The sequence below is a fragment of the Roseburia zhanii genome (assembly GCF_014287635.1).
Lineage (GTDB): Bacteria > Bacillota > Clostridia > Lachnospirales > Lachnospiraceae > Roseburia_B > Roseburia_B zhanii.
Genome location: NZ_JACOPH010000001.1, coordinates 385,537 through 408,703 on the forward strand (window position 1 = coordinate 385,537; position 23,167 = coordinate 408,703).

The following is a 23,167-nucleotide window of genomic DNA, read 5'->3' on the forward strand; positions in this document are numbered from 1 at the left end:
ACATGAATATGGAGTGTATTTATAGATGGATTCAAATGTCTGATATTCATTTTCAAAATAAAAAAGTAACTTTTAATACTAAGCAATTGCGAGATTCTCTTCCCGAGTATTTAAAAAATGAGATTAAAGAGAAAATAAATGGGATGTTTTTGACAGGTGATTATCGATTTGCACCAGAAAACGAGATGAATGCAACAAAAGTGGTAGAGTATATTTTACAGTGTGCAGAAGTATTGGGATTAACTAAAAATGAAATATATACAGCACCTGGTAATCATGATTTATCGCGAGGTGAGGTAAGAAAACTGATAATAGATGGCGTTTATAATAATTATAGTTCAAGTGATGGGATAATAAGTTCAGAAGTACTTGGACAATTACAAAAAGATTTTATATTTTATAAGGAGATGAACAAGCAACTTTCCGATGAATCGATATGGACAGAAGATAATCCGCACACTATTGTTGATGTAGGTCCGTTTTATCTTTTGATACTTAATACTGCTTTGACTGCTTGTAGTAATGCTGATAATAAAAGATTAATGATTGGAAGTGTCTTTATTGATGCATGCGTATCTCGTGTAAATGATGGTAAGCCTATTATTGCTATGGGGCATCATGGATTTGATTGGCTACGAGACGAAGAAAATCATGTATGTACCAAATTTTTGGATAATCATAATATTTCATTGTACCTTTGTGGACATTCGCATGAACATTGGTTTTCGTCATTTGGTGAAAAAGGAAAACAAGTAAATGTAGGTTGTTTTGTACAAGATAATAGTGACGTTTATGCAGGTTTTGCTATAGGGGAATTGTTTTCAGATGGACATGTTAATATAACTACTCATAAATGGGATGTAAAACAGCAAAAATGGGTCATTGATCCAGCAAATGTTAGAGAAAATCTTGTAACACTGCCAGTTGAAAATGTGTCAATTGAAATCAAACCAGATAAAGAAGTAATAAAAAAGGATAATTATCCTTTTTCTATTGAAGGGTATCATTTACTGGGGGCATTAGGTGAGGATGGAATAAAGTATTATTGGAAGAGAACAAATGAACTTGTCGAATCATTAGCATTTAACAAAAGACTTAAAATTTCGTCGGGTAATGAAGATGACATAAAAACCTCTGCATATACAATATCTACTAGTATCGGATGTCAATTGGCTGTAACAAATGAACAATGTTTGTTTTGTGGAACGGGAATGCGTCCTTTTTATGCAAATTTGAAGGCAGAAGAGATTGCATTGCAGTGTATATTTATGGCGGAGTATGATAGTAATTGTACTAGTTATCCACAGGTAAGGGATAATAAACGAGAATTTGCATTTATGGGACAAGGTGAGCCTGGGATGAATTATACAGTCATTCGAGAAGCCATACTACTGAATGATTATGTAATGGAACGAATAGGACAAAATGTTTCTAGGTATATAATATGTACTAGTGGAGTTACTGATTTTATTCCTACTCTTGCAGAAGATATAAAGAGAGGGGTGTTTGTGCATCCGGTTACAGTTCATTTTTCATTAAATGCTATAAGGAGTGAACGAAATAAATTGATGCCAATGAATAAAACACATGATTATCACGAGTTTCTAGAACAGTGTAAAATGCTGTATCAAATAACAAAGAGGAAAATTAGTATAGGATTGCTTATGTTTAGTCATTATCGTTTAGACAAGGAAAGTGAATACACATTATCAGAAGAAAAGCTGGAGCAGATTTTGAATGAACTTGATTCGGATGTTTTCAGAATTGATTTGTGTACTGTTAATAAGTGTGGAAGAGGAAAACAACAAAAGTTGAGTAATAAGATTGCAAGTAATTTGTTAAAAATAGTTAAATACAAAGGATTTGAAGGTAAGATTTTTTCCTCATTTGGAGACAGCGATAAATCAGGATGTGGAATGCTTGACTCAATGGATGAAAGTATTGAGGAACCAGGGAGTGCTACTATTATGCATTTTAATAGAGCCGTAAAATTGCTTGGTGATGCGAAGGCTTATCGTCAAAAGACTTTGTTAGATGAATAGTACATAAGCAGATGGAGAACAGTGTTCTTCATTGGCATACATTGTAGATTATAAAAATGTGGACAATAATTCTTTTATCGTAGCAAATCAATGGACATTTATTGAAAATAGCAACAAGAGACCAGATATCATCTTGTTTGTAAACGGACTTCCGGTTGTTTTAATAGAATTGAAATCACCTTCCAGAGAAGAAACAGATGCGTCAGAAGGTTATTTGCAGATTAGAAATTACATCCATGAGATTCCTTCTATGTTTATCTATAATTGTATTAGCGTTATTAGTGATCAGTTGACATCGAAGGCGGGTACAATTACTTCAGGTGAAGACCGTTTTATGGAATGGAAAACGAAAGATGGGAATTATGAGAATACGCAGTATGCTCAGTTTGATACATTTTTTGAAGGTATGTTTGACAGAGCAAGATTGCTCGATATTATCAAAAACTTTATCTGTTTTTCAGATGAGGGATTGAAGAAGTACAAGATACTAGCGGGATATCATCAGTATTTTGCGGTAAATAAGGCTGTTCAGATGGCAAAAAAAGCGACAATTACAGATGGTAAAGGTGGTGTGTTTTGGCACACACAAGGTTCAGGAAAATCTTTATCAATGGTATTTTATGCTCATTTATTGCAGGAGGCATTGGACAGCCCGACTATAGTTGTTATTACGGATAGAAATGATTTGGATGACCAGCTCTTTGGGCAGTTTGCAAAATGCAGTGCATTCTTAAGACAGGTTCCGGTTCATGCAATCTGCAGAAAACTTGGCCAAAATTCAACGAAAGATGATATTGGATTAAAAGACTGGCTGGATGGCAGACAAGCTAATGGAATTATATTTACTACCATGCAGAAGTTTGAAGAATCAGAAGAACCGTTATCGGAAAGACGTAACATTATTGTAATGGCGGATGAGGCTCATCGTGGGCAATATGGTTTAAAAGAGAAAATAAAAATGGTAGAAAATGAAGATGGAGAAAAAGAGGCTAAGATTGTAACTGGAACAGCCAGGATTATTAGAAATTGCCTTCCAAATGCTACATATGTGGGATTTACTGGTACGCCTATATCTATGAAGGATAGGAGTACAAGAGAAGTCTTTGGAGACTATATTGATATATATGATATGACGCAAGCGGTTGAAGATGGAGCTACAAGACCAGTTTATTACGAAAGCAGAGTTATCAAGTTAAAGCTGGATGAAGCAACACTCAAATTAATTGATGCAGAATATGATTTAATGGCATCAAATGCAGATGCAGAGGTTGTAGAAAAGAGTAAAAAACAATTAGGACAAATGGAGGCAATCCTTGGCAATGACAAGACAATAGACTCGCTAGTATGTGATATTTTAGAACATTATGAGAACAATAGAGCTAATCTGCTTACAGGAAAAGCTATGATTGTTGCATATTCAAGATCTATTGCTATGAAAATATATAAAAGAATTTTGGAGCTTCGACCGACATGGACAGAAAAAGTCGGGGTTGTTATGACTGATAGCAACAAAGATCCAGAAGAATGGAAAGAGATTATTGGAAATAAACGTCACAAGGATGAGATGGCAAAGAAGTTCAAGGACAATGATAGCCCACTCAAAATTGCGATAGTAGTTGATATGTGGCTTACAGGATTTGATGTGCCGTCACTTGCTACAATGTATGTTTATAAGCCTATGAAGGGTTATAATCTTATGCAAGCAATAGCCAAAGTTAATCGAGTCTTTAAAGACAAGGAAGGTGGACTTGTTGTTGATTATGTAGGTATTGCTTCTGCACTCAAAGAGGCAATGAATGATTATACTTCACGTGATAAGAAAAACTATGGAGATACTGATGTTGCGAAGGTTGCATATCCGAAATTCTTAGAAAAACTTTCAATATGTCAGGATTTCTTCCATGGATATGATTATTCTAAGTTTATGACAGACTCAGATTTGGAAAGATCAAAATTCATTAGCAGAGGCGTAAACTTTATAGTTGGTGTTAATAAAGAAAAAGAGAGAACAGAGTTCTTAAAGGAAGCACTGCTTTTAAAACAGGCACTGTCATTATGTTCATCAATGGTAGAGGAATCACTTCGCGTCGAAGCAGCTTTTTTTGAATCTGTCAGAGTACTTGTAATGCGACTTATGAATCAGGGGCAGGGAAAGAAAATATCACTTCCAGAGATGAATGCCAGAATAAATGAATTGCTAAAGGCAAGTATAAAGAGTGATGGTGTAATTAATTTGTTCTCTGATGTATCGCAAAATTTTTCACTCTTTGATCCAAAGTTCTTAGAAGAAATATCAAAGATGAAAGAGAAAAACCTCGCAGTGGAATTACTAAAAAAATTGATTGCAGAGCAGGTTCAAATATATCGAAGAACTAATGTTGTAAAGTCTGAAAAGTTTAGTGAAATCATTCAGCAAGCCATGAATAGATATCTTAATGGTATGCTTACGAATGAACAGGTAATAGAAGAACTTCTGAATTTGGCTAAGCAGATTGCAGCAGCAAAGCAAGAAGGTGACAAGTTGGGGCTTACAGCGGATGAATTGGCATTCTATGATGCCCTTACAAAACCGCAGGCTATTAAGGACTTTTATGAAAATGAAGAACTTATAGCAATTACTAAGGAGCTAGCTGACACACTTCGTAAAAATCGAACAATCGACTGGCAAAAGCGTGATTCAGCACGGGCTAAGATGCGGATGATGATTAAGAAACTACTAAAAAAACATAAATATCCACCAGAAGGTATGGACGACGCAGTACAGACTGTTATGACTCAATGTGAACTTTGGACGGATAACAATGACATGGGGCAAGAAGAAAATGTAGTGGATTTTCATAGCAGTGTCTCCTATGTGAATGAGGATAGAAGTACGATGATGGTAGCTGAGTCACAGACGAAATACGGACAAGAATAGGAGGAATGAGCATTGGATGCGACAAAGGGAAATATATATTCAATACTAAATGGGAATAAGCAGTTTCTGATTCCGGTATATCAGCGTTATTATAGCTGGGATATTGAACAGTGCAGAAGACTTTGGAATGATATTGTTGACATGCAGAAAAAGAATAAGCAGGGACATTTTGTAGGTTCCATTGTTAATATCGCAGAACAGGCGATGCCAACAGGAGTTCAGAAATATATGATTATTGATGGACAGCAGAGAATAACAACATTGACTTTGCTATTGATAGCACTTAGAGATTATGCAATAAATCATCCAGAGGATACCAGCATTAATTCTCGCCGAATAGATAACATGTTGTTAAAAAATGAATATGAAAATGGCGATGAAAGATACAAATTGTTATTAACAGAGAATGATAGAGATATTCTTATAAGATTGGTAGAGAAAAAACCGATACCTGAGAATACTGTGTCACGTTTGTTGACAAATCATAGATTTTTTGTAGAGCAAATAGAGAAGAACGAGTTGATGCCGGCAGAAATTTATGAATCTATAGGAAAATTACAGATAGTAAATATAACGTTGGATAGAGCTGTGGATGATGCACAGGCAATTTTTGAAAGCCTGAATTCTACAGGCAAAGAACTGTCAGAATCGGATTTGATCCGAAATTATATATTGATGGGATTGGAAAACGATGAGCAGAGTTATGTATATGAACATTTTTGGAGACCAATGGAGTTAATGTTTGAGTATGAAAAACAAGACTCTGTTATGGATAAATTTTTCCGTGACTATCTTACAATGAAATTAACCAGAATTCCCAAAATAGACAAGGTATATGAAGAGTTTAAATTGTATCATGTGAACTGCGAATTCTCATCAGTTCGTGATTTGTGTGAAGATTTATTAAAATATGCAAAATATTACACAGATATGGTTTTTGCTAGAAGTTCAAATCCTGTAATTAAAAATTTGTATGTGGATGTGAATGATCTGCGAATGGAAGTTGCATTCCCGTTTTTACTTAAAGTACATAATGATTGTTCAGAGGGACTTATTACAGAAGATAATTTTATTGAAATACTTAAGATGTGCATAAGCTATGTTTTTAGAAGAAATATCTGTGATATTCCAACAAATTCTTTAAATAAGACATTTGCTACTTTGCGGAACGAGATAAAGCAAGATGATTATATGAATTCCATTAAAGCGTTCTTTGTTTTACGAGATGATTATAAACAGTTCCCGGATGATGATAAATTTGAAGCTGCATTTGTTTCAAGAGATATTTATAATATGCGTTCAAGGAACTATATTTTAAGCCATCTGGAAAATTATAATAATAAGGCTCCGATTATAATTGAGAATTACACCATTGAGCATATTATGCCACAGAATGCTAATCCTAATGATGAATGGAAGCAAGAATTAGGACCAAATTGGAAGGATGTGCAAAAAAAATATCTTCATACAATAGGAAATCTCACGCTTACGGCTTATAATTCTGAAATGAGCGATAAACCATTTATGGTAAAAATGGAGATGGAAGGTGGATTTAAGGAAAGCGCCTTACGATTAAATTCATATCTCGTGAAATTGACGGAATGGAATGAAAATCATATTAAAGAGAGAGCGAAATTATTATCGGATAAAGCAAAGGATGTATGGGAGTATCCTAAGATATCAGAAGAAGAAATTGCACCATACTGTGTGGAGGAAAAGCCAACACAGAAGTATTCATTGGATACATATGATATTAATGTGTTTACGAAGACATTATTTGAAGTATTAGATAAGCGAATTATGAATCTTTCCTCAGATGTAAAGAGGGAATATAAGAAATTGTATATAGCTTATAAATTGGATACAAACTTTGTGGATGTGGTTGTACAGAAGCAGAGATTAAGAATATCTGTGAATATGAAGTTCTCAGAAATTCATGATCCTAAAGGCATCTGCAAGGATATTACTGGTCTTGGACGATGGGGTAATGGTGATGTCGAGTTATTTATGGAGCATACATCAGATGTAGATAATGTTATGGAGATAATTGAGCAATCGTATAGGATGCAGGCAGAATAGAAATTTTTTGCCAAGAGATTATTGTAGGTTGCAAAATATATTATTTTGCCTTATAGAAGTGGCTATAAGGGTATTATGTATTCTATGTCAAGAACGTTCTTGACCAGAATTAATAGTATACAGTTGATAATATTAAGAATTATATTGTCCATTGTATGACCTCCTATTACCAGTGAATTATAGTAGCTGTTAATATTATTATACAATACATCGTATGTGGAGGATGGTAGAGTTCCTTGAGAAAACAAGGTCCAATTGATTTTAATGCTTACTGATATTAGATATTTACCGGTCGTTACTCAGTAAGCTTTTAGGAGAAAAATGAGTAGAAAGATATATAAAGATAAATATTATACGCACTTAGATGTGAAGAAACATCATAAGGACTATCAGCAAAGAGTCCAGAATATTAATTGGGTCAGTAGACATGGCTTTTATCCATTTATTCATTTTAAAATGGATTGCAGTAAATACACTTTTATTGAAAATGGAAAAAAAGATATTAAGCCAAAGGAAAGAGATATATATTATGCTGCACATATTGACAGATTTATATATGAGTATTATGGAAACCGTCTTAATAACAAATACAATGAGTATATGAAATCAAATGGGATAAGCCGTGTTTCAACAGCTTATAGAAATTGTACACCAGGAAAATGTAATATTGATTTTGCAAAAGAAGTATTTGAATATATTGTAAAATGTGAATCGGCTTACATTTTTGTGGGTGACTTCAGCCAATTTTTTGATAACCTTGACCATAAATATTTAAAAGAAAAAATAAAATGTGTAATCAACGAGGAGTCATTAGATGCTGCTGATTATGCTATTTACAAAAATATTACGAAGTTTACATATATTGAAGCTGATGATATAGAGTCTGAGAAGGGTCTGTTGAGAAGAGATATGCGAGGTATGGATAAGTATTTTGAAACAGATGAATTTCATGAGTTTAAGAAAAATCATCTTCGCAAGAACCTTAAAGATTATCAGATTCCACAAGGTTCATCTATAAGTGCTGTATATGCTAATGTTTATATGATAGATTTTGATAAAAAAATAAATGACTTTATCACTTCACAGAAAGGGATGTATAGAAGATATTGTGATGATATTATAATTGTTGTTCCTATGACACAAGAAGATGTAAAAGGAAAAAATGAGGAGATTGCTAAATTTATTTACAGTACCAGAGATGGCATTCCTAATTTAGAATTAAACGAGGATAAAACTGAACATTTTTTCTACGATAATGGAATTATAGAAAAGATAAAGGGGAAAAGTAATCTTATTAATTATCTTGGCTTTACATTTGATGGAAAAACTGTTCGGATAAGAGATAAGAGTTTGTTTAAGTTTTATTGTAGAGCATATAGAAAAATAAAAAAAGTAAAAGAGAATACTGATGAAAAGTCTTTTAATGCAGGAAAGAAAGCAATTTATCATTCATATACACATTTAGGTGCAAGCAAGTATTCCAAAGACCATGGGAATTTTCTTACATATGCTTATAAGGCAGATGAAATATTTAGTCAGAGTAAACTGCTTGTTAGCGATATTAGGAATCAAGTGAAAAAACACTGGTATAAGATTGACAGTAAGTTAAAGGAGTAAATAGATTAGAACATGGAGGAGCGATTTTGCAGATGAGTAATAGATTGGAATATGATATTAAAGAAAAATATGGTTATGAACTAAATGAAATCAGTAATAAATTAAATCAGCTTGAGGCTGGCAGAGTATATGAAAATGGTGGATCTAAAATGGACGGAAGTCTGGCTACGAATATAAAACAACTTCGTAAAATGATAGGTGAATTATTATTAAAAATACAGAATGGTAAGGATGGAACAGATGATGAAATAGCAAAGCTGTTTATAAACAAAGATTATTAATGATGGAGACTTAGAGAAGATTATGAACTGGGTAGATGTGTTAGCTGTAGGATTGCTGTATTTCATAACAAATAATATTTTTAGTCTAAGATACTATTGCAATACAACGGTTTTTATCCCATTAATATCTTATTTTAGCTCAAGATAGTCTAAGATTAGTCCAAGGCGGAAAGGAAGTGATATTTATGGACATAAAGCAACTAATCGGTGAAGCTACAGATTACGATAAAAAACTTGCACTTGAAGAAAAGAAACCTAAAAGCTGGTGCAAGAGTATCAGTGCATTTGCTAATTGTTTTGGTGGCAAGTTGATATTTGGCGTGTCGAATGATAATGAGCTGGTGGGGCTTGCAGATGCTGAAGGTGATGCAGAGAAAATTAGCGAAGCAATAAAAACACATTTGAATCCAATACCGGAGTTTAAGTTGTATTTTGAAAAAGATGGCGAAAAAATTTTTGTTATTGTGGAAGTTATGAAAGGGCAGCAGACACCATACTATTATGAAGGTGATGGACAACTCATTGCATTTATGCGTATAGGAAATGAAAGCGTTCCGGCAACTCCCTCACAGCTAAGAGAATTGGTGCTTCGTGGTAGCGGCGAAAGTTACGATAGTCTGAAATCAAGATATGATTTTGATAATATGTCTTTTACAAAATTAAAATCAGTATATAAACAGAGAACAGGTAATACATTTGAAGATACAGATTATGAATCTTTTGGACTGATTGATGAAAAAGGAAATTTAACGAATGCTGGAGCACTTCTGGCAGATGAATCACCGGTACGTCATTCCAGATTGTTTTGTACAAGATGGAATGGACTTACTAAAGCCTCAGGAATAGTGGATGCACTTGATGATAAGGAATATACTGGCAGTCTTGTCACACTATTACAGGCAGGAACAGATTTTGTCAGAAATAATTCCAAGAAAGCATGGCGTAAGGTAGGTGACGGAAGAATTGAAATGCCTGATTATCCGGATAGAGCAGTGCTTGAAGGTGTAGTAAATGCATTGATTCATAGAAACTATATGGAGATAGGTAGTGAAGTTCATATAGATATGTTTGATGACAGAATTGAAATATATTCACCCGGTGGAATGGTAAGTGGAATATCTCTTGAAGGGAAAAATTTATTGAAAATTCCGTCAAAGCGAAGAAATCCGATATTAGCTGATATATTCAGCCGTTTAAAATATATGGAGCGTAGAGGTAGTGGATTTAAGAAGATATTGGCAGATTATGAGGGACAAGTAGAATTTGATGAGACCAAGATGCCGGTCTTTGATGCAGATAATGATAATTTTACATTGACTTTGTATAATCTGAATTATGGCACTAATTATGCAACACAGGTGAATGAAAATGTCATAGAAAATGTCATAGAAAATGTCATAGAATTTTCGGAAGAAAAAATGAAGCAGTTAATGCCAGAGTATTCTAAGAAGAAGCTTACTAAAGCATGTGAGATCCTAAAAATGATTTCCGAAAATCCGAATATTTCTATTGATGAATTAAGAATAGCCTTAGATGTCACAGATAGAACAATTGCTAGATATATATCAGAATTAAAGGATAAAGGTATCATAGAACGAAAAGGTCCAGATAATGGTGGTAAATGGAAAATTAAGTAAGTGAATGACAGTAAATGTGGCACTCAATGTGACACCCAAACTTTTACTCAAGAATATTCCGAAGTTAGTCTCAACGAAGTCTCACTAGATTTGAGACTGAGTGAGACTCTATGATATAGCAAAATGCGATAAAACCGGGATTTGCAGGTAAATTATAAAGTTGTAGTCTCAAGACAGTCTCATTTTTGAAATCGTTTGTTGAGACTAACATGAGACTGAGGAGGTTCAAAATCATGGACATAAGTAAAAAAGATTGGAAGCTATTTCGAGAAAGATTATCAGGCTGGCAGGAAAATTATATGGAAGGTCTTGTTAAAGAGTATGCAAATTTTCTGAATGATGATAAAAAGCCTGCATCAGAGAAATTCTGAGAACTTGAAAAACGGATAAAAGAAGATAAACGTCATCCGGGAGTTGTCATGGAACTGAAAAAATCAGAGGTAATATGGGATATTGTTCGTCTTATTAGACTGAAAGTAATTACATATAATGATTTATCAGACTTTAGTGATGAATTACAGAATGAAGTAAAAAGAATACTTGAGATGAGCAGGTGATACATATGGAGATTGGTGCAACAAAAGCAGTTCAAGATCGACTAAAAACAACAAAGATTGAAGAAAGCAAAGGTGCTTCACTTGTGTTCTGCTGGGACACACATTTGACGAAAATAAAAGGAAGAAATGTCTTGTTTATTGTGAATGTCAGTAATCGTTATACAATAGCAATGACAGATATTGAACCAAGAAACTGGAATTACTATACAATGTATATCCGCAGTGTGATTCATGGCGTGATGCAGGAAATGGGATATTCCGAGGAACAGATAGGGCAGTATTTTAAAATGTCAGGCGATACAACTGTAACAAAAACTCATGGTAGGAAATCGGTTGGTGGCATTAACAGAATGGTAATGGATGCACAGTATTTTGGTAAGAAGCTGGAGAAAGAAGCAAAGTATCAATGGGAATTTAGTGAGCATCTGAACAGAGATATCTGCCAGCCAGAGGGATTTGATGCGTATGGATATCCGAGTGAACTTTTTAAATTAGACATGGAACGACTAGGGATTGCTGCTAAGAGAAAGCCAGCAAAGGTAATTGATTTCGCTCAGTACATAGAAAACAATCGTGGTACTAACGATTAGTACCACAAAATTTTTCCTTGCAGAAATATCGCTTGGAGATTATAATTTCCATAGGTGGACTTGCAAACCGACAGAAATTTATTCTGTGAATAGTAAACAAACCTGCAAGCCACCGGAACTACACACAATAATGACAATATAGCAATGGTACTGGATTGGTACTAAAAATATGTGAAACGAAGAATAACGTGTGGAAAAAGTATGAGTTATCAATACAAAGCGGTATAGATAACTGCACTGAAATAATCAAAATCAAACCAGACTTTGCGAGTTTGAGTAGTAAACAGAGCTTCATAAATGGCGTAAACAAGCCATTTATGGGGCTTTTTCAAAAATCAAGGTACTGGTTATTACCTACTTACGTTTGAATAATTTTCAAAAGCTCGCAAAGCCTAGTAAAATGGGCATTTGCAAGCTAGTTTTTTGCCTTGTGGTACTAAAATGGTATAGTGGCTCAGTTGTCACGACATTGGTACTGAAAATAGACATTGAAGTATGTTTTTATCATGAAACCAACTTGCCCTTGGCAGGTTAGTTCGCTTAAAGGATGAACTTCACGGATTCAGGTATTATATTGCATTTGATTATGTGGTTGATAATCAGGATATTCGTAACAAGTATCGTATGTTGAAATCAACAGCAGATAAGGCAGAAGGGAAGATTATAATTTTGGATATGATTTGTTTTGAATATCTGATTCTGGCTTTTGATAAGCTGGTGGCATGGACAGTTTAGACTTTTGTGCCGAAGGATAAGCTAATAGACGGGGAACTGGCAATGGATGACAAAGTCAATTTTCTGATACAGGCGGTCTGTGGAGGGGAATCCTATGTACTGTTTGGTGAGATGGTTCAAATCGGAGTACCAGCGGCGGATGTGTTTATCGATCAACAGGAGTAGCTGCATACTATTCTCAAGAATGTGCGTACTGCAAAATATAGAGTGACAGATTTTGTTTATGATGCAGAAAATAAGAAATTTGTCGGCAAAGATGTATGAAATGAAGATGCAATCCATTATATCGAAACAACGGGCAGACAGGCTTTCATATCAAGAAAACGAAGAAAAAAGGAAATAATAAGGACTAAATGGAAGGAAATTTAACAAGAGGACCAATCTTAAAGACGTTAACGAAACTTGCGATACCGATTATGGCATCGTCGTTTTTGGGAACATTATATAATATTACAGACATGGCATGGATCGGGCTGCTTGGCGCCAAGGCGGTTGCCGGAGTAGGCGTTGGAGGTATGTTTACATGGCTCTCACAGGGACTTGCCTCGATGGCAAGGATGGGCGGTCAGGTACAGGTCGCACAGTGTATCGGACGCGGAGAGAGGCAAAAGGCGCATGGATTCGCACAGACAGCGATGCAATTGGCATTATTGATGGGACTGGCTTATGGAATCATTGTGGCGCTGTCTGCCAATCCGCTGGTAGGATTTTTCCGGCTGGAGGATGCGGAAACATTGAGTGCCGCATTGGATTACATCAGGATTGCGTGCGGATTTATCGTTTTTTCGTTTTTGTCCGTAACGTTAACCGGAATATATACGGCACAGGGAGATTCCAAGACGCCGTTTGTCGCAAATCTTTTTGGTTTAGCGGCGAATATGATCCTAGATCCGGTTTTGATTCTGGGACCGGGAGCATTTCCAAGATTTGGGGCGGCAGGAGCAGCGATGGCAACTGTTTTAGCGCAGGTAATTGTTACCGGGATCATGCTGCTGGGAATTTTCGTGCAGAAGAAGGAAAATGTGCTGAAAGGACTCCGTTTGTTCGTAAAAATTCCGCTGGAATATGTGGAGGGAATCTGTAAAATCGGAATTCCCACGGCGCTTCAGGGTATGGCGTATTGCTTTATTTCCATGATATTGACGCGTATGGTGGCCGGCTTTGGTCCGGAGGCGATTGCCACGCAGCGGGTAGGCGGTCAGATCGAATCAATCTCATGGAATACGGCGGAAGGATTTGGCGCAGCCATGAATGCTTTTATCGGTCAGAACTATGGCGCAGGTAAAACCGAACGTGTGAAGCAGGGATATCGGGTATCTTTATGGACTGTTGGGATATGGGGACTTTTGATCACCCTTGTGTTTGTGTGTGTTCCGACACCGATCGCAAGAGTGTTTTTCCATGAGAAGCAAGCGATTGCAACAGCGGTTGATTATTTGATCATTGTCGGATTCAGTGAAGCGTTTTTATGTGTGGAGATGATGACGGTAGGTGCGTTATCAGGACTTGGAAGGACGCGTCTGTGTAGTGGAATCAGTATTGCCTTTACATCGCTTCGCATTCCGCTTGCAATCATTTTAAGCAGCAGTGCGTTAGGAATTCTGGGAATATGGTGGGCGCTTACGACAACGACTATGATGAAGGGAATTATATTTACCAGTGTATTTTTACTGATCGAACGAAAGATGACAGATGCGCAGCAAGAACAATGACTGTTGTACATCCATTGATAAAAGCCGCAGGTTTTTATCTGAACAGACAGGTGGAAAACTCAATATATCCAAGGGCATGAGGGCGTAAAAGGTCAAGTATCGATTATCTCTGTCAATGCATGAGCATGCTGATTATGATGCGACGAGATGAAAATATAAATATATTCGACAGAGCAGCTGAAATATTTAGGTAAGAAAAATCGATGGTTTGACTGAAATAAGTCTATACCATCGGTTTCTTCGTTACAAGCTGATGCGCGAACTGTAATATGTGAAGGTTACTGTACAGACGCAAGCTTGACACCTGCTGTCAAGCTATGTGCCAATCATGAAATTGTGCCGGATTACAGCCCCATGCATCGAAGATGCATTTGAAATGGGCTGTAATCGTTACTGTAGCACCGTAGGTGTGTACAGTAACATGTGAAGTTTGAGTAATAACATTTATTTATGTTGGGTATTGAATGTATTGAATAAAATACAGTATAATATCCATAGGTGTTGATCATTTTATACGGATGATTGTGCTGTGGTGGTTCAATGATGCTGTTTATTTACAAGGTAACGCTTTTTTGCTCAAGAAATTAAGATTTCGTTGAAAAGAGAGGCAGTTGATTTGACAGACACTATCTGCAGATTACAAGGAGGAAAGGTATGAAGAAAATCAGACAATATATCAGCATATTTCTAGCACTTGCGGTAACACTTACATGTTTTACTGATATCAGCGTGTACGCACAGACAGAGAAGCCACTCGGTTAGGCAGCAACGTCGGATTCCGGGACGATAAGGACACCGCCGATAGACAGAAGTTTTAGGGTTTCTGTAACAGAAGGGCTGAAATCAACCAACATATCAAAATATGCATATAAAAAATGGACGCATGGTATCATATCTTATTTAGAAGAAACCGAAGAAGGCGGCTATCGTCGTATTGAGGCAGCTGATGATAAAGTTTATATTGAAACATACAGTGTAGATTATAAGCTGCTTTCTACGAAAACGATTGATTTTGAATTAAAAAAGTTTGGTGGCTATTACAAAGGAGAAAATGCTCGTTATATCGTATATGGACAGCCTAACTATGGGGAAGATGATAAAAAAGAAGTAGTACGTGTTGTAAAATATGATGATGAATGGAATAAACTCGGGCAGTGCAGTATCACCGCCGGAAATTTAACCTTGGGTGTATATGATCCTTTTGAAAATGGTGCTGTGCGTATGACAGAGAATGAAGGCATTCTGTATATCCATACCTCGCGTCTGCTCTACTGGGATCAGTCGAAGGATCCGGGTATGGTGAAACACCATCAGGCGAATCTTACCTATGCAGTCGATGAAGAAAGTATGGAATGTGTGATGAATGCAGCAGGCGGTGACTGGGTTTCCCATTCTCTTGATCAATATATCCTTACGGATGGGGATTATATATATCGGTTAGATTTAGGTGATGGAGCTCCGAGGGCTGTTGTCGTGGCGAGAAATTCTGTTTACAAACAGCCGGAGGATGAGCATACATGGTGGATGAGCAATGACAGGGTTTTTCTTATGCAGATGATTGGTGGTTATGGTCAAGCCTATACAGGTGTATCTTTGGGTGGCTTTGAATTGATGGGGGATACACTGCTTGTGATTGGGAATTCTGTGGTTCAGGATGCAGCAGTAACAAATGCTAATGATGAAACCACCCATAGAAATATATTTGTCATTACGCAGGATACAAACTGGGAAACTGCCCCTCAATTTAAGTTCCTGACCAATTATACAAAAGAAGATGGTATTACAGTCAGAACGCCGCATATTGTAAAAGTGGCAGATGGATATTATATTCTGTGGGAAGAACTTTACACAGAACGTGGCAGTGAGGTTTATACAACAAGGATTGCAAAAATGACACCGGATGGAACAATCGAGGGAAAAATCCATCGGATCAAGGCAAGACTGTCTGACTGCAAGCCGATCGTGACATCGGATAATCGTTTACTCTGGTATGTAACTGCAAATAATAAATCACTGTTATTTTATTCACTTGATCTGAACAGGCTTGATGATTATGAATATAGCGGACCTGTTTATGCAGAGGATTTTGATATCAGATTGTCACAGTATACCTTTAAATGCATCAACAGTAATCATATGCAGCCTTACACACCGAAAGTATCTGTATATTATAATGGGAAAAAATTAGTATACGGAGAGGACTATACTTTCGATTTTAGAGATTATTATACAGAGGGAACTGCTTATGTAGATGTCACAGGTAAAGATTATTTTATGGGAACACAAACCGTTTCATATACGATCCTGCCGGCAGATGAAGAACCTCCATATCGGGAGCCGTCATGGTGGGGCAGCAGTTCATCGCAGAATAAAAGCCAGACCGGCAGCACATCGAATAAGAATAAAACCGGAAATAGTTCAAGCAGTAATAAAAACAGCAGTACACAGGCTGTACAGAAACCCACAAAAGTAACCAGGGTAAAGGTTTCTAATTTATGGGGCAGGAAGATCAAGGTATCCTGGTCCAGACAGCAGAAGATATCCGGTTATCAGATCCAGTATGCACAGAATAAGAAATTTACCAAGAGTAAAAAGACGGTCAATGTATCAAGGGGATCGTCATTAAAAATAATAAGAGGTTTGAAGAAAAAGAAAACCTATTATGTCCGTGTGCGGGCATATGCAGCATCGGGTAACAGCAAACTTTACAGTGCATGGAGCAAATCTGTCAAAATAAAAATAAAGAAATAAATATCACTGCAATATAGCCAAATAAGCGTTATCATTTTTGTGAGAAATGATGACGCTTATTTACTTGCATAAAATGCACCTGCAAACTATAATGATAGTACAACTATCACAAAGATAGTGAAACTATCATGTATAATTATCAGGAGGGATTTATATGAAATCATTATCGAAAGGCAGGATATGGCTGTTAGCGATGGGGCAGTTAGGATGGGCAATGCTTTCAGGTCTTATTTCGAACTGGCTGGTATATTTTTACCAGCCGGACGAGGCAGCACAGGCAGCCGGACAGACGATATTCATTCCACAGGGGAGGGTATTGTTATCTGTATTTACGATCATTGGGGCGATCACCGCATTAGGACGGATATTTGATGCAGTAACAGATCCGTGGATCGCATCATTATCAGATCGGTGCAAGTCTGCATCAGGACGACGGATACCATTTTTAAAATGGTCATCGTTACCGTTAGCAGTATCAACGGTTATGGTATTTTGTGCACCGGTAGGTCATATCAGCGCATGGAATGTGACATGGCTTTTGATCTTTATCTTGTGTTACTATTTAGCGATCACTGCATACTGCACACCGTTTAATGCATTGATACCGGAATTAGGACATAACCAGCAGGAACGTCTTTCCATCAGTACTGCGATCTCACTGACATTTATCGTAGGAACGGCATTTGCATATGTGGCACCGGTTATCTGGGGAATGTTAGAACCGCAATTTGGACGTATCTTAGCTATGCGGATCACCTTTGCGGGACTCGCAGTGATCGCATTCATCTGTATGCAGATTCCGGTTTTTGCGATCAGGGAAAAAGACTACGTACATTCACAGCCGGCAGAGGGGACTGCATTTTCTTCCCTGATAAAGACATTTAAAAACAGGGAGTTCCGACTGTTTGTGGCTTCTGATATCTTTTACTGGATCGGTCTTACGATGTTCCAGACAGGACTGCCGTTTTTTGTAACTTCTCTTTTAAAACTGCCGGAAAATATGTCTACGATCTTTTTCGTGGCAATGACAGCATTATCACTGGTATTCTATGTGCCGGTCAACCTGCTTACAAAACGGTTAGGCAAGAAAAAATTAGTGCTGCTGGCATTTATGATCTTTGCATGTTGTTTTGGTTATACTGCTTTAATGGGAAGTGCGCTTAAGATTCCGGCAGCTGCACAGGGCTTTATCCTTGTTGCCGTTGCAGCTTTTCCAATGGCGATCTTTGGGATCCTGCCACAGGCAATGGTAGCAGATATTTCTGAAAGTGATGCAAAGAAAACCGGAGAAAACAGGGAAGGCATGTTCTATGCGGCACGTACATTTGCCTTTAAATTAGGTCAGAGTGTATCCATGCTTTTATTTACGGCACTTGCAACAATCGGCACAAATGGCATGGGTTACCGGATCGTGGCAGCAGCTTCAAGTGCATTAGCATTGATCGGTGGCTGTATTTTGATCTTTTATAATGAGAAAAAGATCGATCAGGTGATCGCAGAAACGGAGTAACGATGGAGTTAAAAGAAATTCGGAAAAAAGAACGGCAGACAGAAAACGAACGACGAAAAGAGCAGATGATAGATGTGGCATTTATCTGTTTTTCAAAAAAGGGCATGGAGGCAGCTTCTATTTCGGATATAGCAAAAGAGGCAGCATTTGGAGAAGCGACCGTATACCGTTATTTTTCTAATAAAGAAACGCTTGTGTTAGAATGTGGGAAAAAATTCTGGCATATGGCAGCAGATTTTTTTGAAGCAGAAACAAATACAGAAGATTTCCGGAAAGTATCTGGAATACAGCAGGTGGAATGGGTGATGCGGGCAGCCTGCCGGTTTTATGAAAATGAGCGGGCAGCTTTCCGGCTGATCCATGATCTTGATGTATTTTTACTGTCACATCAGGTACAAAAAGAGCAGTTAAAAGAATATGAAGAAGCAGTAGATGCGTTAAGACCGTATCTGTGCGAAGCGATCGAAAAAGGAAAAGAGGATGGGAGCATTGCTAACAAAGCAGATACCTTAGAACTGTATTATACGATCACGAATGGAATTTTTGGACTGATGCAGAAACAGGCAGCGGGAAGTCTGCTCTCAACAGATTTAAATGTAAATGAGAAACGGAAAATAGAATTATTTGTGGAATTGTTGATCGCAGGAGTGAGGGATGTTTATGGAAAATAAAACAGAAAACGGATTTGCCGGCTGTATCAGTGAAGAAAAATACGAAGAAATGATGCAGAGGACCGTAGAACCATATTTAGGCAAGATCGTAGAAGCCGGATATGAAAATGGTCTGTATTATGAATTTTACAGACAGCAGGAGTGTAAGGCTACGATCGTGATCTGTTATGGTTATACAGAATCTTGTGTGAAATATCACGAACTGATCTATTATATGCATCAGATGGGTTATCAGGTCATCATCTGGGACGTGAGGGGGCATGGAAAGTCACTTCGAGAAACGGATGATCTTAAAATGGTGCATATCGGAGATTTTTCACAGTATGTTTCCGATATGCATCATATGATACAGAAGATTGCAGTACCAAAAAGTCAGGGAAAACCGCTGTATTTATATGCCCATTCCATGGGTGGCTGTATCAGCACATTGTATTTAGAAGAATACCCGGGGGTTATTGCAAAAGCCGTTTTAAATGCACCGATGCTTGGGATCAACAATGGAAATATACCGGATTTTGCAGCATTGCTGCTCTGTGATCTTGCAATCTTGTTTGGAAAAAGGAGAGAAAAACTCTTTACCATGGGGGATTTTGACCCAATAGAGCCGTTTGAAACCTGTGGCTGTGATTCGAGGGCACGACACAGCTATTATCGTTCCATACGTGCAACGCATGAAGAATACCAGAACAGTTATGCAAGTTACAGCTGGGCAAGGGCGGCTGTACGTGCTGCAAGGAAAGCAGTTGCACCTAAAAATGCTGCAAAGATCAGGATACCGGTGCTCTTATTTCAGGCAGAACGGGATGCTTTTGTCAGAAATAAAGAACAGGATCAGTTTTTGTCCCACATTGCAGATGGGCATAAGGTGGTCGTGGATTCCAGACATGAGATCAGCCGGAATATCAATGAACAGTTAGAACCATATCTTAAGGAAGTGTTTGCTTTTTATGATCAGATAGGGTAACGGTATACTGTTATCCCATGTTATAATATGATATAATACAAGGGTCAGCAAGTCAGAAATCGTTCCTGCTTGCAGGATAAGAATTCTGGCTTGTTGACCCGCTCACACATGAGGAAGTAGCGATTTTTCTTGGAAAATCAGCGGATTTTGAATGGGTGTAGAATTGCGTGAGCTGCATGGCAGCGGAGCAATTCGTGTTTGATCTATCGTAAATAAAAAAATAAACAAAGGAAAATACAGTATGAAAAAAATAGTGATCATTATAAATGGAAACGGTGGAGCAGGAAAAGATACATTGTGTGATTTTGCCGGTGAAGTATATGATACCATGAATATTTCAGCGATCACGCCGATCAAGGAGATCGCAAAAGCAAATGGCTGGAATGGGGAAAAAGATGCAAAGTCCAGAAAATTTTTAGCAGATCTAAAACAGATCTTTGTAGAGTATAATGATCTGCCATGTCAGTATCTGGAAAATGAATATAAGAAATTTAAAGAAAGTTCTGCGCAGATTCTGTTTGTACATATCAGAGAAGGAGAAGAGATTGATAAGTTCAGAAAATGTGTGGAACTGCCTTGTGCAGCGTTATTGATCCGTCGGAACAGTGAAGCAGAGAACTGGGGAAATGCGTCAGATGATAATGTAGAAAACTATACCTATGATTATATCTATAACAATGATAAACCATTAGAAGAAGCAAAAGAGGATTTTATTGCTTTTTTAGAGCATAGTATATTAGACCCAGCATAAGCCTGCAAATGGCAGCTGTCAATGTGCAAAATGCGGAATCTATCCATTTGGTTAGGATTGAAAAAGCAAATGTATCTGCTATAATACTAATGAAATGAGGGTCAGATGACATAATCATTGCAATTGAAAGTGGAGATTATGTGAGGTTTTTAGATAATATGATAAGAATAGGCATATGTGATGATTTCAGAGAAGTACTGCAGGTACACAAGAAAATGACAGCCCGCATCATGCAGAGGATTGGGATCAATGCGGAAATCAGATGTTTTTTAAGTGGTGAAGAATTATTATGCGAGATCGACCAGAAAGGCAGCATGGATATTCTTCTTATGGATATGGAAATGCAGGGCATGAATGGCGTGGAAACAGCAAGGAAGATACGTGACAGGGACTACAGCGTAATTCTGATCTTTATCTCCCTATACGATCAGTATTGTAAAGAAATGATCAGTGTACAGCCATTTGCATTTATAGATAAGCCGGTTGAGGAAGATCAGTTAGAGCATATATTGAAAAAGGCAATCGAAGTCGAGAATGTACGTGATGAAGTATTTCAGTATACCTATAAAAAAGTGATGCATAAAGTTCCAATCAGGGAGATACGTTATTTTGAGAGTAGAAAACGTGAGGTCATCATTCACGGAGCAGAGGAGAACTGTTCATTTTACAGAAAGTTAGACGAGATCGAGCAGGAACTTACTACATCAAATATAAAATTTATACGGGTTAGTAAATCCTATCTGATAAATGCACGTTATATCAAAGAGTTCCGGTATGACAAGATCATTATGAATGATGGGGCAGCATTGAATATCGGACCAAAGTACCGTAGTGGAGTCAAAGAATACTATATGGAAATTATGAGGAAATGCTAGATGTTGTGGAAAATTTTGATTGTTATCATTGAGTTTTTTGCATTGGTCATGCAGAGGATCTTCACCCAGAAAGTCCTGCATAGACGAGATACACGATGGGATATCGAAGTATTGGCATGGGGAGGATTTTTTGCTCTGTCTAATTATATGACCTACTTTGTTTCTAAAACTGCGTGGGAGAATACGATCGTTTTTCTGACACTTTTCTATCTGACCCTGCGTATTTTATATACGGATTCGAGAAGGACGATTGCAGCAGTAACCGCATTTATGGCGATCGGAGGTGTCTTATCTGAGTTTTTGACATATTATGGCTGGATACTTGTAACCCATAAGAGCAGTTTTCATATTGACAGTATGAACCAGAATTATCTGCTGACGATCATTTCAAGGCTGGTATTATTTGTATTTATCAAACTTTTGATTCTGCTGATTTTAGAACGCAGGGATATTGAGTGGAATATACAAGACTGGATCGAGATCTTTATGATTCCGGGCGGCAGTATTTTTATATTGATAGCATTATTTAACAGACAATATTCCCTCAACAGTGTTTTGGATTTTATCGCTGTCGGCATGGTCATGCTGGTCAATATTTTTACCTATTACCTGTACGATCAGGTGCGTATGAGGACAGAAGAAAAGACGCGTGAAGCCATGCTGCAGGAGCAGAGCAGATATTATGTGCGGCAGTATGAAGAAAACAGAGGAGTGTGGCAGGAATTAAGCGAGTTCCGCCATAACTTAAAAGAGCGTTACCTGATCGAGCAGATGTATTTAGAACAGGAAAATTATCAGGAATTGAAACTTTGTTATCAGAATGTATTAGAGAAATTACAGGGCAGGCAGAAGGCAGCGAATACCGGTAATTTCTATTTTGACAGTCTGATCAATTATAAGGCAGAGATTGCTGCAAGAGATGGGATTTCCATAGAGGCGGCACTTGCGATTCCAAGTGATACAAAAATACATACCGAGGATATGTATATCTGTTTAGGAAATCTGCTTGATAATGCGATCGAAGCGGTAAAAAGTGTGCCGGATGATAAAGTGATACATCTTCAGATACGTGTAGATGGGAAAAATCTTTATATCGAAGTTTCAAATCCTTATGAGGGAATACGTGTAAGATCCGGCAGAAAATATCTCACAACAAAGCAGGAAAAGAAACAACATGGCTTCGGACTTAAGATCATAAGGAGTATTGTGGAAAATTATCATGGCGAGATGGACATCTCTGATGAGGCACAGAGATTTACGATCAAGGTACTGCTGTTTGATATTTGTACATAATAGTAACTATTCAAAACCCTACCCATATATTTGCAAAACCGCACGATAAATCGTGCTTTACCGCTGCTTTGCAGCTATTTTGCTCATATATGGGGCGGCAGCTCTATTCGAACCACCTTGCGAATCATAAAAACTGCTGCTTACATGCAAGCATGACGTATCAATTTTTATGATTCTAAGGGGTT

General features: G+C 37.3%; 15 protein-coding genes and 2 pseudogenes. All 17 read left to right on the top strand.

The window, feature by feature from the left end:
- Positions 1-8 precede the first annotated feature (8 nt).
- The gene (locus tag H8S17_RS01790) at positions 9-2,042 is read left to right on the top strand and encodes a metallophosphoesterase (RefSeq protein WP_186865970.1); all 2,034 of its coding nucleotides are present in this window, start codon (positions 9-11) and stop codon (positions 2,040-2,042) included.
- Positions 2,043-2,055: 13 nt separating this feature from the next.
- Positions 2,056-4,959: pseudogene (locus H8S17_RS17045) on the top strand (type I restriction endonuclease subunit R); the annotation flags it as partial.
- Positions 4,960-4,971: 12 nt separating this feature from the next.
- Entirely contained in the window at positions 4,972-7,038 is a 2,067-nt protein-coding gene (locus H8S17_RS01800; protein WP_186865971.1) for a DUF262 and DUF1524 domain-containing protein, read from the top strand.
- A 321-nt stretch (positions 7,039-7,359) separates the two neighbouring features.
- Positions 7,360-8,655: a reverse transcriptase/maturase family protein gene (locus H8S17_RS01805; protein WP_186865972.1), complete on the top strand. Its 1,296-nt coding sequence runs from the start codon at positions 7,360-7,362 to the stop codon at positions 8,653-8,655.
- Between the two features lie 32 nt (positions 8,656-8,687).
- Positions 8,688-8,936, top strand: a complete 249-nt coding sequence (locus H8S17_RS01810; protein WP_186865973.1) for a hypothetical protein — start codon at positions 8,688-8,690, stop codon at positions 8,934-8,936.
- Positions 8,937-9,121: 185 nt separating this feature from the next.
- Positions 9,122-10,573, top strand: a complete 1,452-nt coding sequence (locus H8S17_RS01815) for an AlbA family DNA-binding domain-containing protein (protein ID WP_186865974.1) — start codon at positions 9,122-9,124, stop codon at positions 10,571-10,573.
- Positions 10,574-10,806: 233 nt separating this feature from the next.
- Positions 10,807-11,130, top strand: a pseudogene (locus H8S17_RS17050) (hypothetical protein).
- A 5-nt stretch (positions 11,131-11,135) separates the two neighbouring features.
- Entirely contained in the window at positions 11,136-11,720 is a 585-nt protein-coding gene (locus H8S17_RS01825) for a DUF6933 domain-containing protein (protein WP_186865975.1), read from the top strand.
- Positions 11,721-12,461: 741 nt separating this feature from the next.
- On the top strand, positions 12,462-12,620 hold the full coding sequence (locus tag H8S17_RS01830; RefSeq protein ID WP_186865976.1) for a hypothetical protein: 159 nt from the start codon (positions 12,462-12,464) through the stop codon (positions 12,618-12,620).
- 188 nt (positions 12,621-12,808) lie between these two features.
- Positions 12,809-14,167 carry an MATE family efflux transporter gene (locus H8S17_RS01835; RefSeq protein ID WP_186865977.1) on the top strand — a complete coding sequence of 453 codons (1,359 nt, stop codon included), beginning with the start codon at positions 12,809-12,811 and terminating at the stop codon, positions 14,165-14,167.
- A gap of 1,182 nt (positions 14,168-15,349) precedes the next feature.
- Entirely contained in the window at positions 15,350-16,918 is a 1,569-nt protein-coding gene (locus H8S17_RS01840) for a fibronectin type III domain-containing protein (RefSeq protein ID WP_186865978.1), read from the top strand.
- 154 nt (positions 16,919-17,072) lie between these two features.
- Positions 17,073-18,428, top strand: a complete 1,356-nt coding sequence (locus H8S17_RS01845) for an MFS transporter (protein WP_186865979.1) — start codon at positions 17,073-17,075, stop codon at positions 18,426-18,428.
- 2 nt (positions 18,429-18,430) lie between these two features.
- On the top strand, positions 18,431-19,099 hold the full coding sequence (locus tag H8S17_RS01850; RefSeq protein WP_186865980.1) for a TetR/AcrR family transcriptional regulator: 669 nt from the start codon (positions 18,431-18,433) through the stop codon (positions 19,097-19,099).
- Positions 19,089-20,063, top strand: coding sequence for an alpha/beta fold hydrolase (locus tag H8S17_RS01855; RefSeq protein ID WP_186865981.1), 975 nt, complete (start codon positions 19,089-19,091; stop codon positions 20,061-20,063). Before H8S17_RS01850 ends, H8S17_RS01855 begins: the two co-directional genes overlap by 11 nt.
- Before the next feature lie 241 nt (positions 20,064-20,304).
- Positions 20,305-20,814 (top strand): hypothetical protein, encoded by a 510-nt coding sequence (locus H8S17_RS01860; protein ID WP_186865982.1) that lies wholly within the window; start codon positions 20,305-20,307, stop codon positions 20,812-20,814.
- 158 nt (positions 20,815-20,972) lie between these two features.
- A complete protein-coding gene (locus H8S17_RS01865; RefSeq protein WP_186865983.1) occupies positions 20,973-21,689 on the top strand; it encodes a LytR/AlgR family response regulator transcription factor in 717 nt (238 codons plus the stop codon).
- Complete coding sequence (locus H8S17_RS01870; RefSeq protein ID WP_243237932.1) at positions 21,690-22,982, top strand: sensor histidine kinase; 1,293 nt, start codon at positions 21,690-21,692, stop codon at positions 22,980-22,982.
- The last annotated feature ends 185 nt before the right edge of the window (positions 22,983-23,167 follow it).

Bases quoted from the DNA above. Each gene is read 5' to 3' on its own strand.
- H8S17_RS01790 (WP_186865970.1), top strand. From the start codon at position 9: ATGGAGTGTATTTATAGATGGATTCAAATGTCTGATATTCATTTTCAA.
- H8S17_RS01805 (WP_186865972.1), top strand. From the start codon at position 7,360: ATGAGTAGAAAGATATATAAAGATAAATATTATACGCACTTAGATGTG.
- H8S17_RS01810 (WP_186865973.1), top strand. From the start codon at position 8,688: ATGAGTAATAGATTGGAATATGATATTAAAGAAAAATATGGTTATGAA.
- H8S17_RS01815 (WP_186865974.1), top strand. From the start codon at position 9,122: ATGGACATAAAGCAACTAATCGGTGAAGCTACAGATTACGATAAAAAA.
- H8S17_RS01825 (WP_186865975.1), top strand. From the start codon at position 11,136: ATGGAGATTGGTGCAACAAAAGCAGTTCAAGATCGACTAAAAACAACA.
- H8S17_RS01835 (WP_186865977.1), top strand. From the start codon at position 12,809: ATGGAAGGAAATTTAACAAGAGGACCAATCTTAAAGACGTTAACGAAA.
- H8S17_RS01845 (WP_186865979.1), top strand. From the start codon at position 17,073: ATGAAATCATTATCGAAAGGCAGGATATGGCTGTTAGCGATGGGGCAG.
- H8S17_RS01850 (WP_186865980.1), top strand. From the start codon at position 18,431: ATGGAGTTAAAAGAAATTCGGAAAAAAGAACGGCAGACAGAAAACGAA.
- H8S17_RS01855 (WP_186865981.1), top strand. From the start codon at position 19,089: ATGGAAAATAAAACAGAAAACGGATTTGCCGGCTGTATCAGTGAAGAA.
- H8S17_RS01860 (WP_186865982.1), top strand. From the start codon at position 20,305: ATGAAAAAAATAGTGATCATTATAAATGGAAACGGTGGAGCAGGAAAA.
- H8S17_RS01865 (WP_186865983.1), top strand. From the start codon at position 20,973: ATGATAAGAATAGGCATATGTGATGATTTCAGAGAAGTACTGCAGGTA.
- H8S17_RS01870 (WP_243237932.1), top strand. From the start codon at position 21,690: ATGTTGTGGAAAATTTTGATTGTTATCATTGAGTTTTTTGCATTGGTC.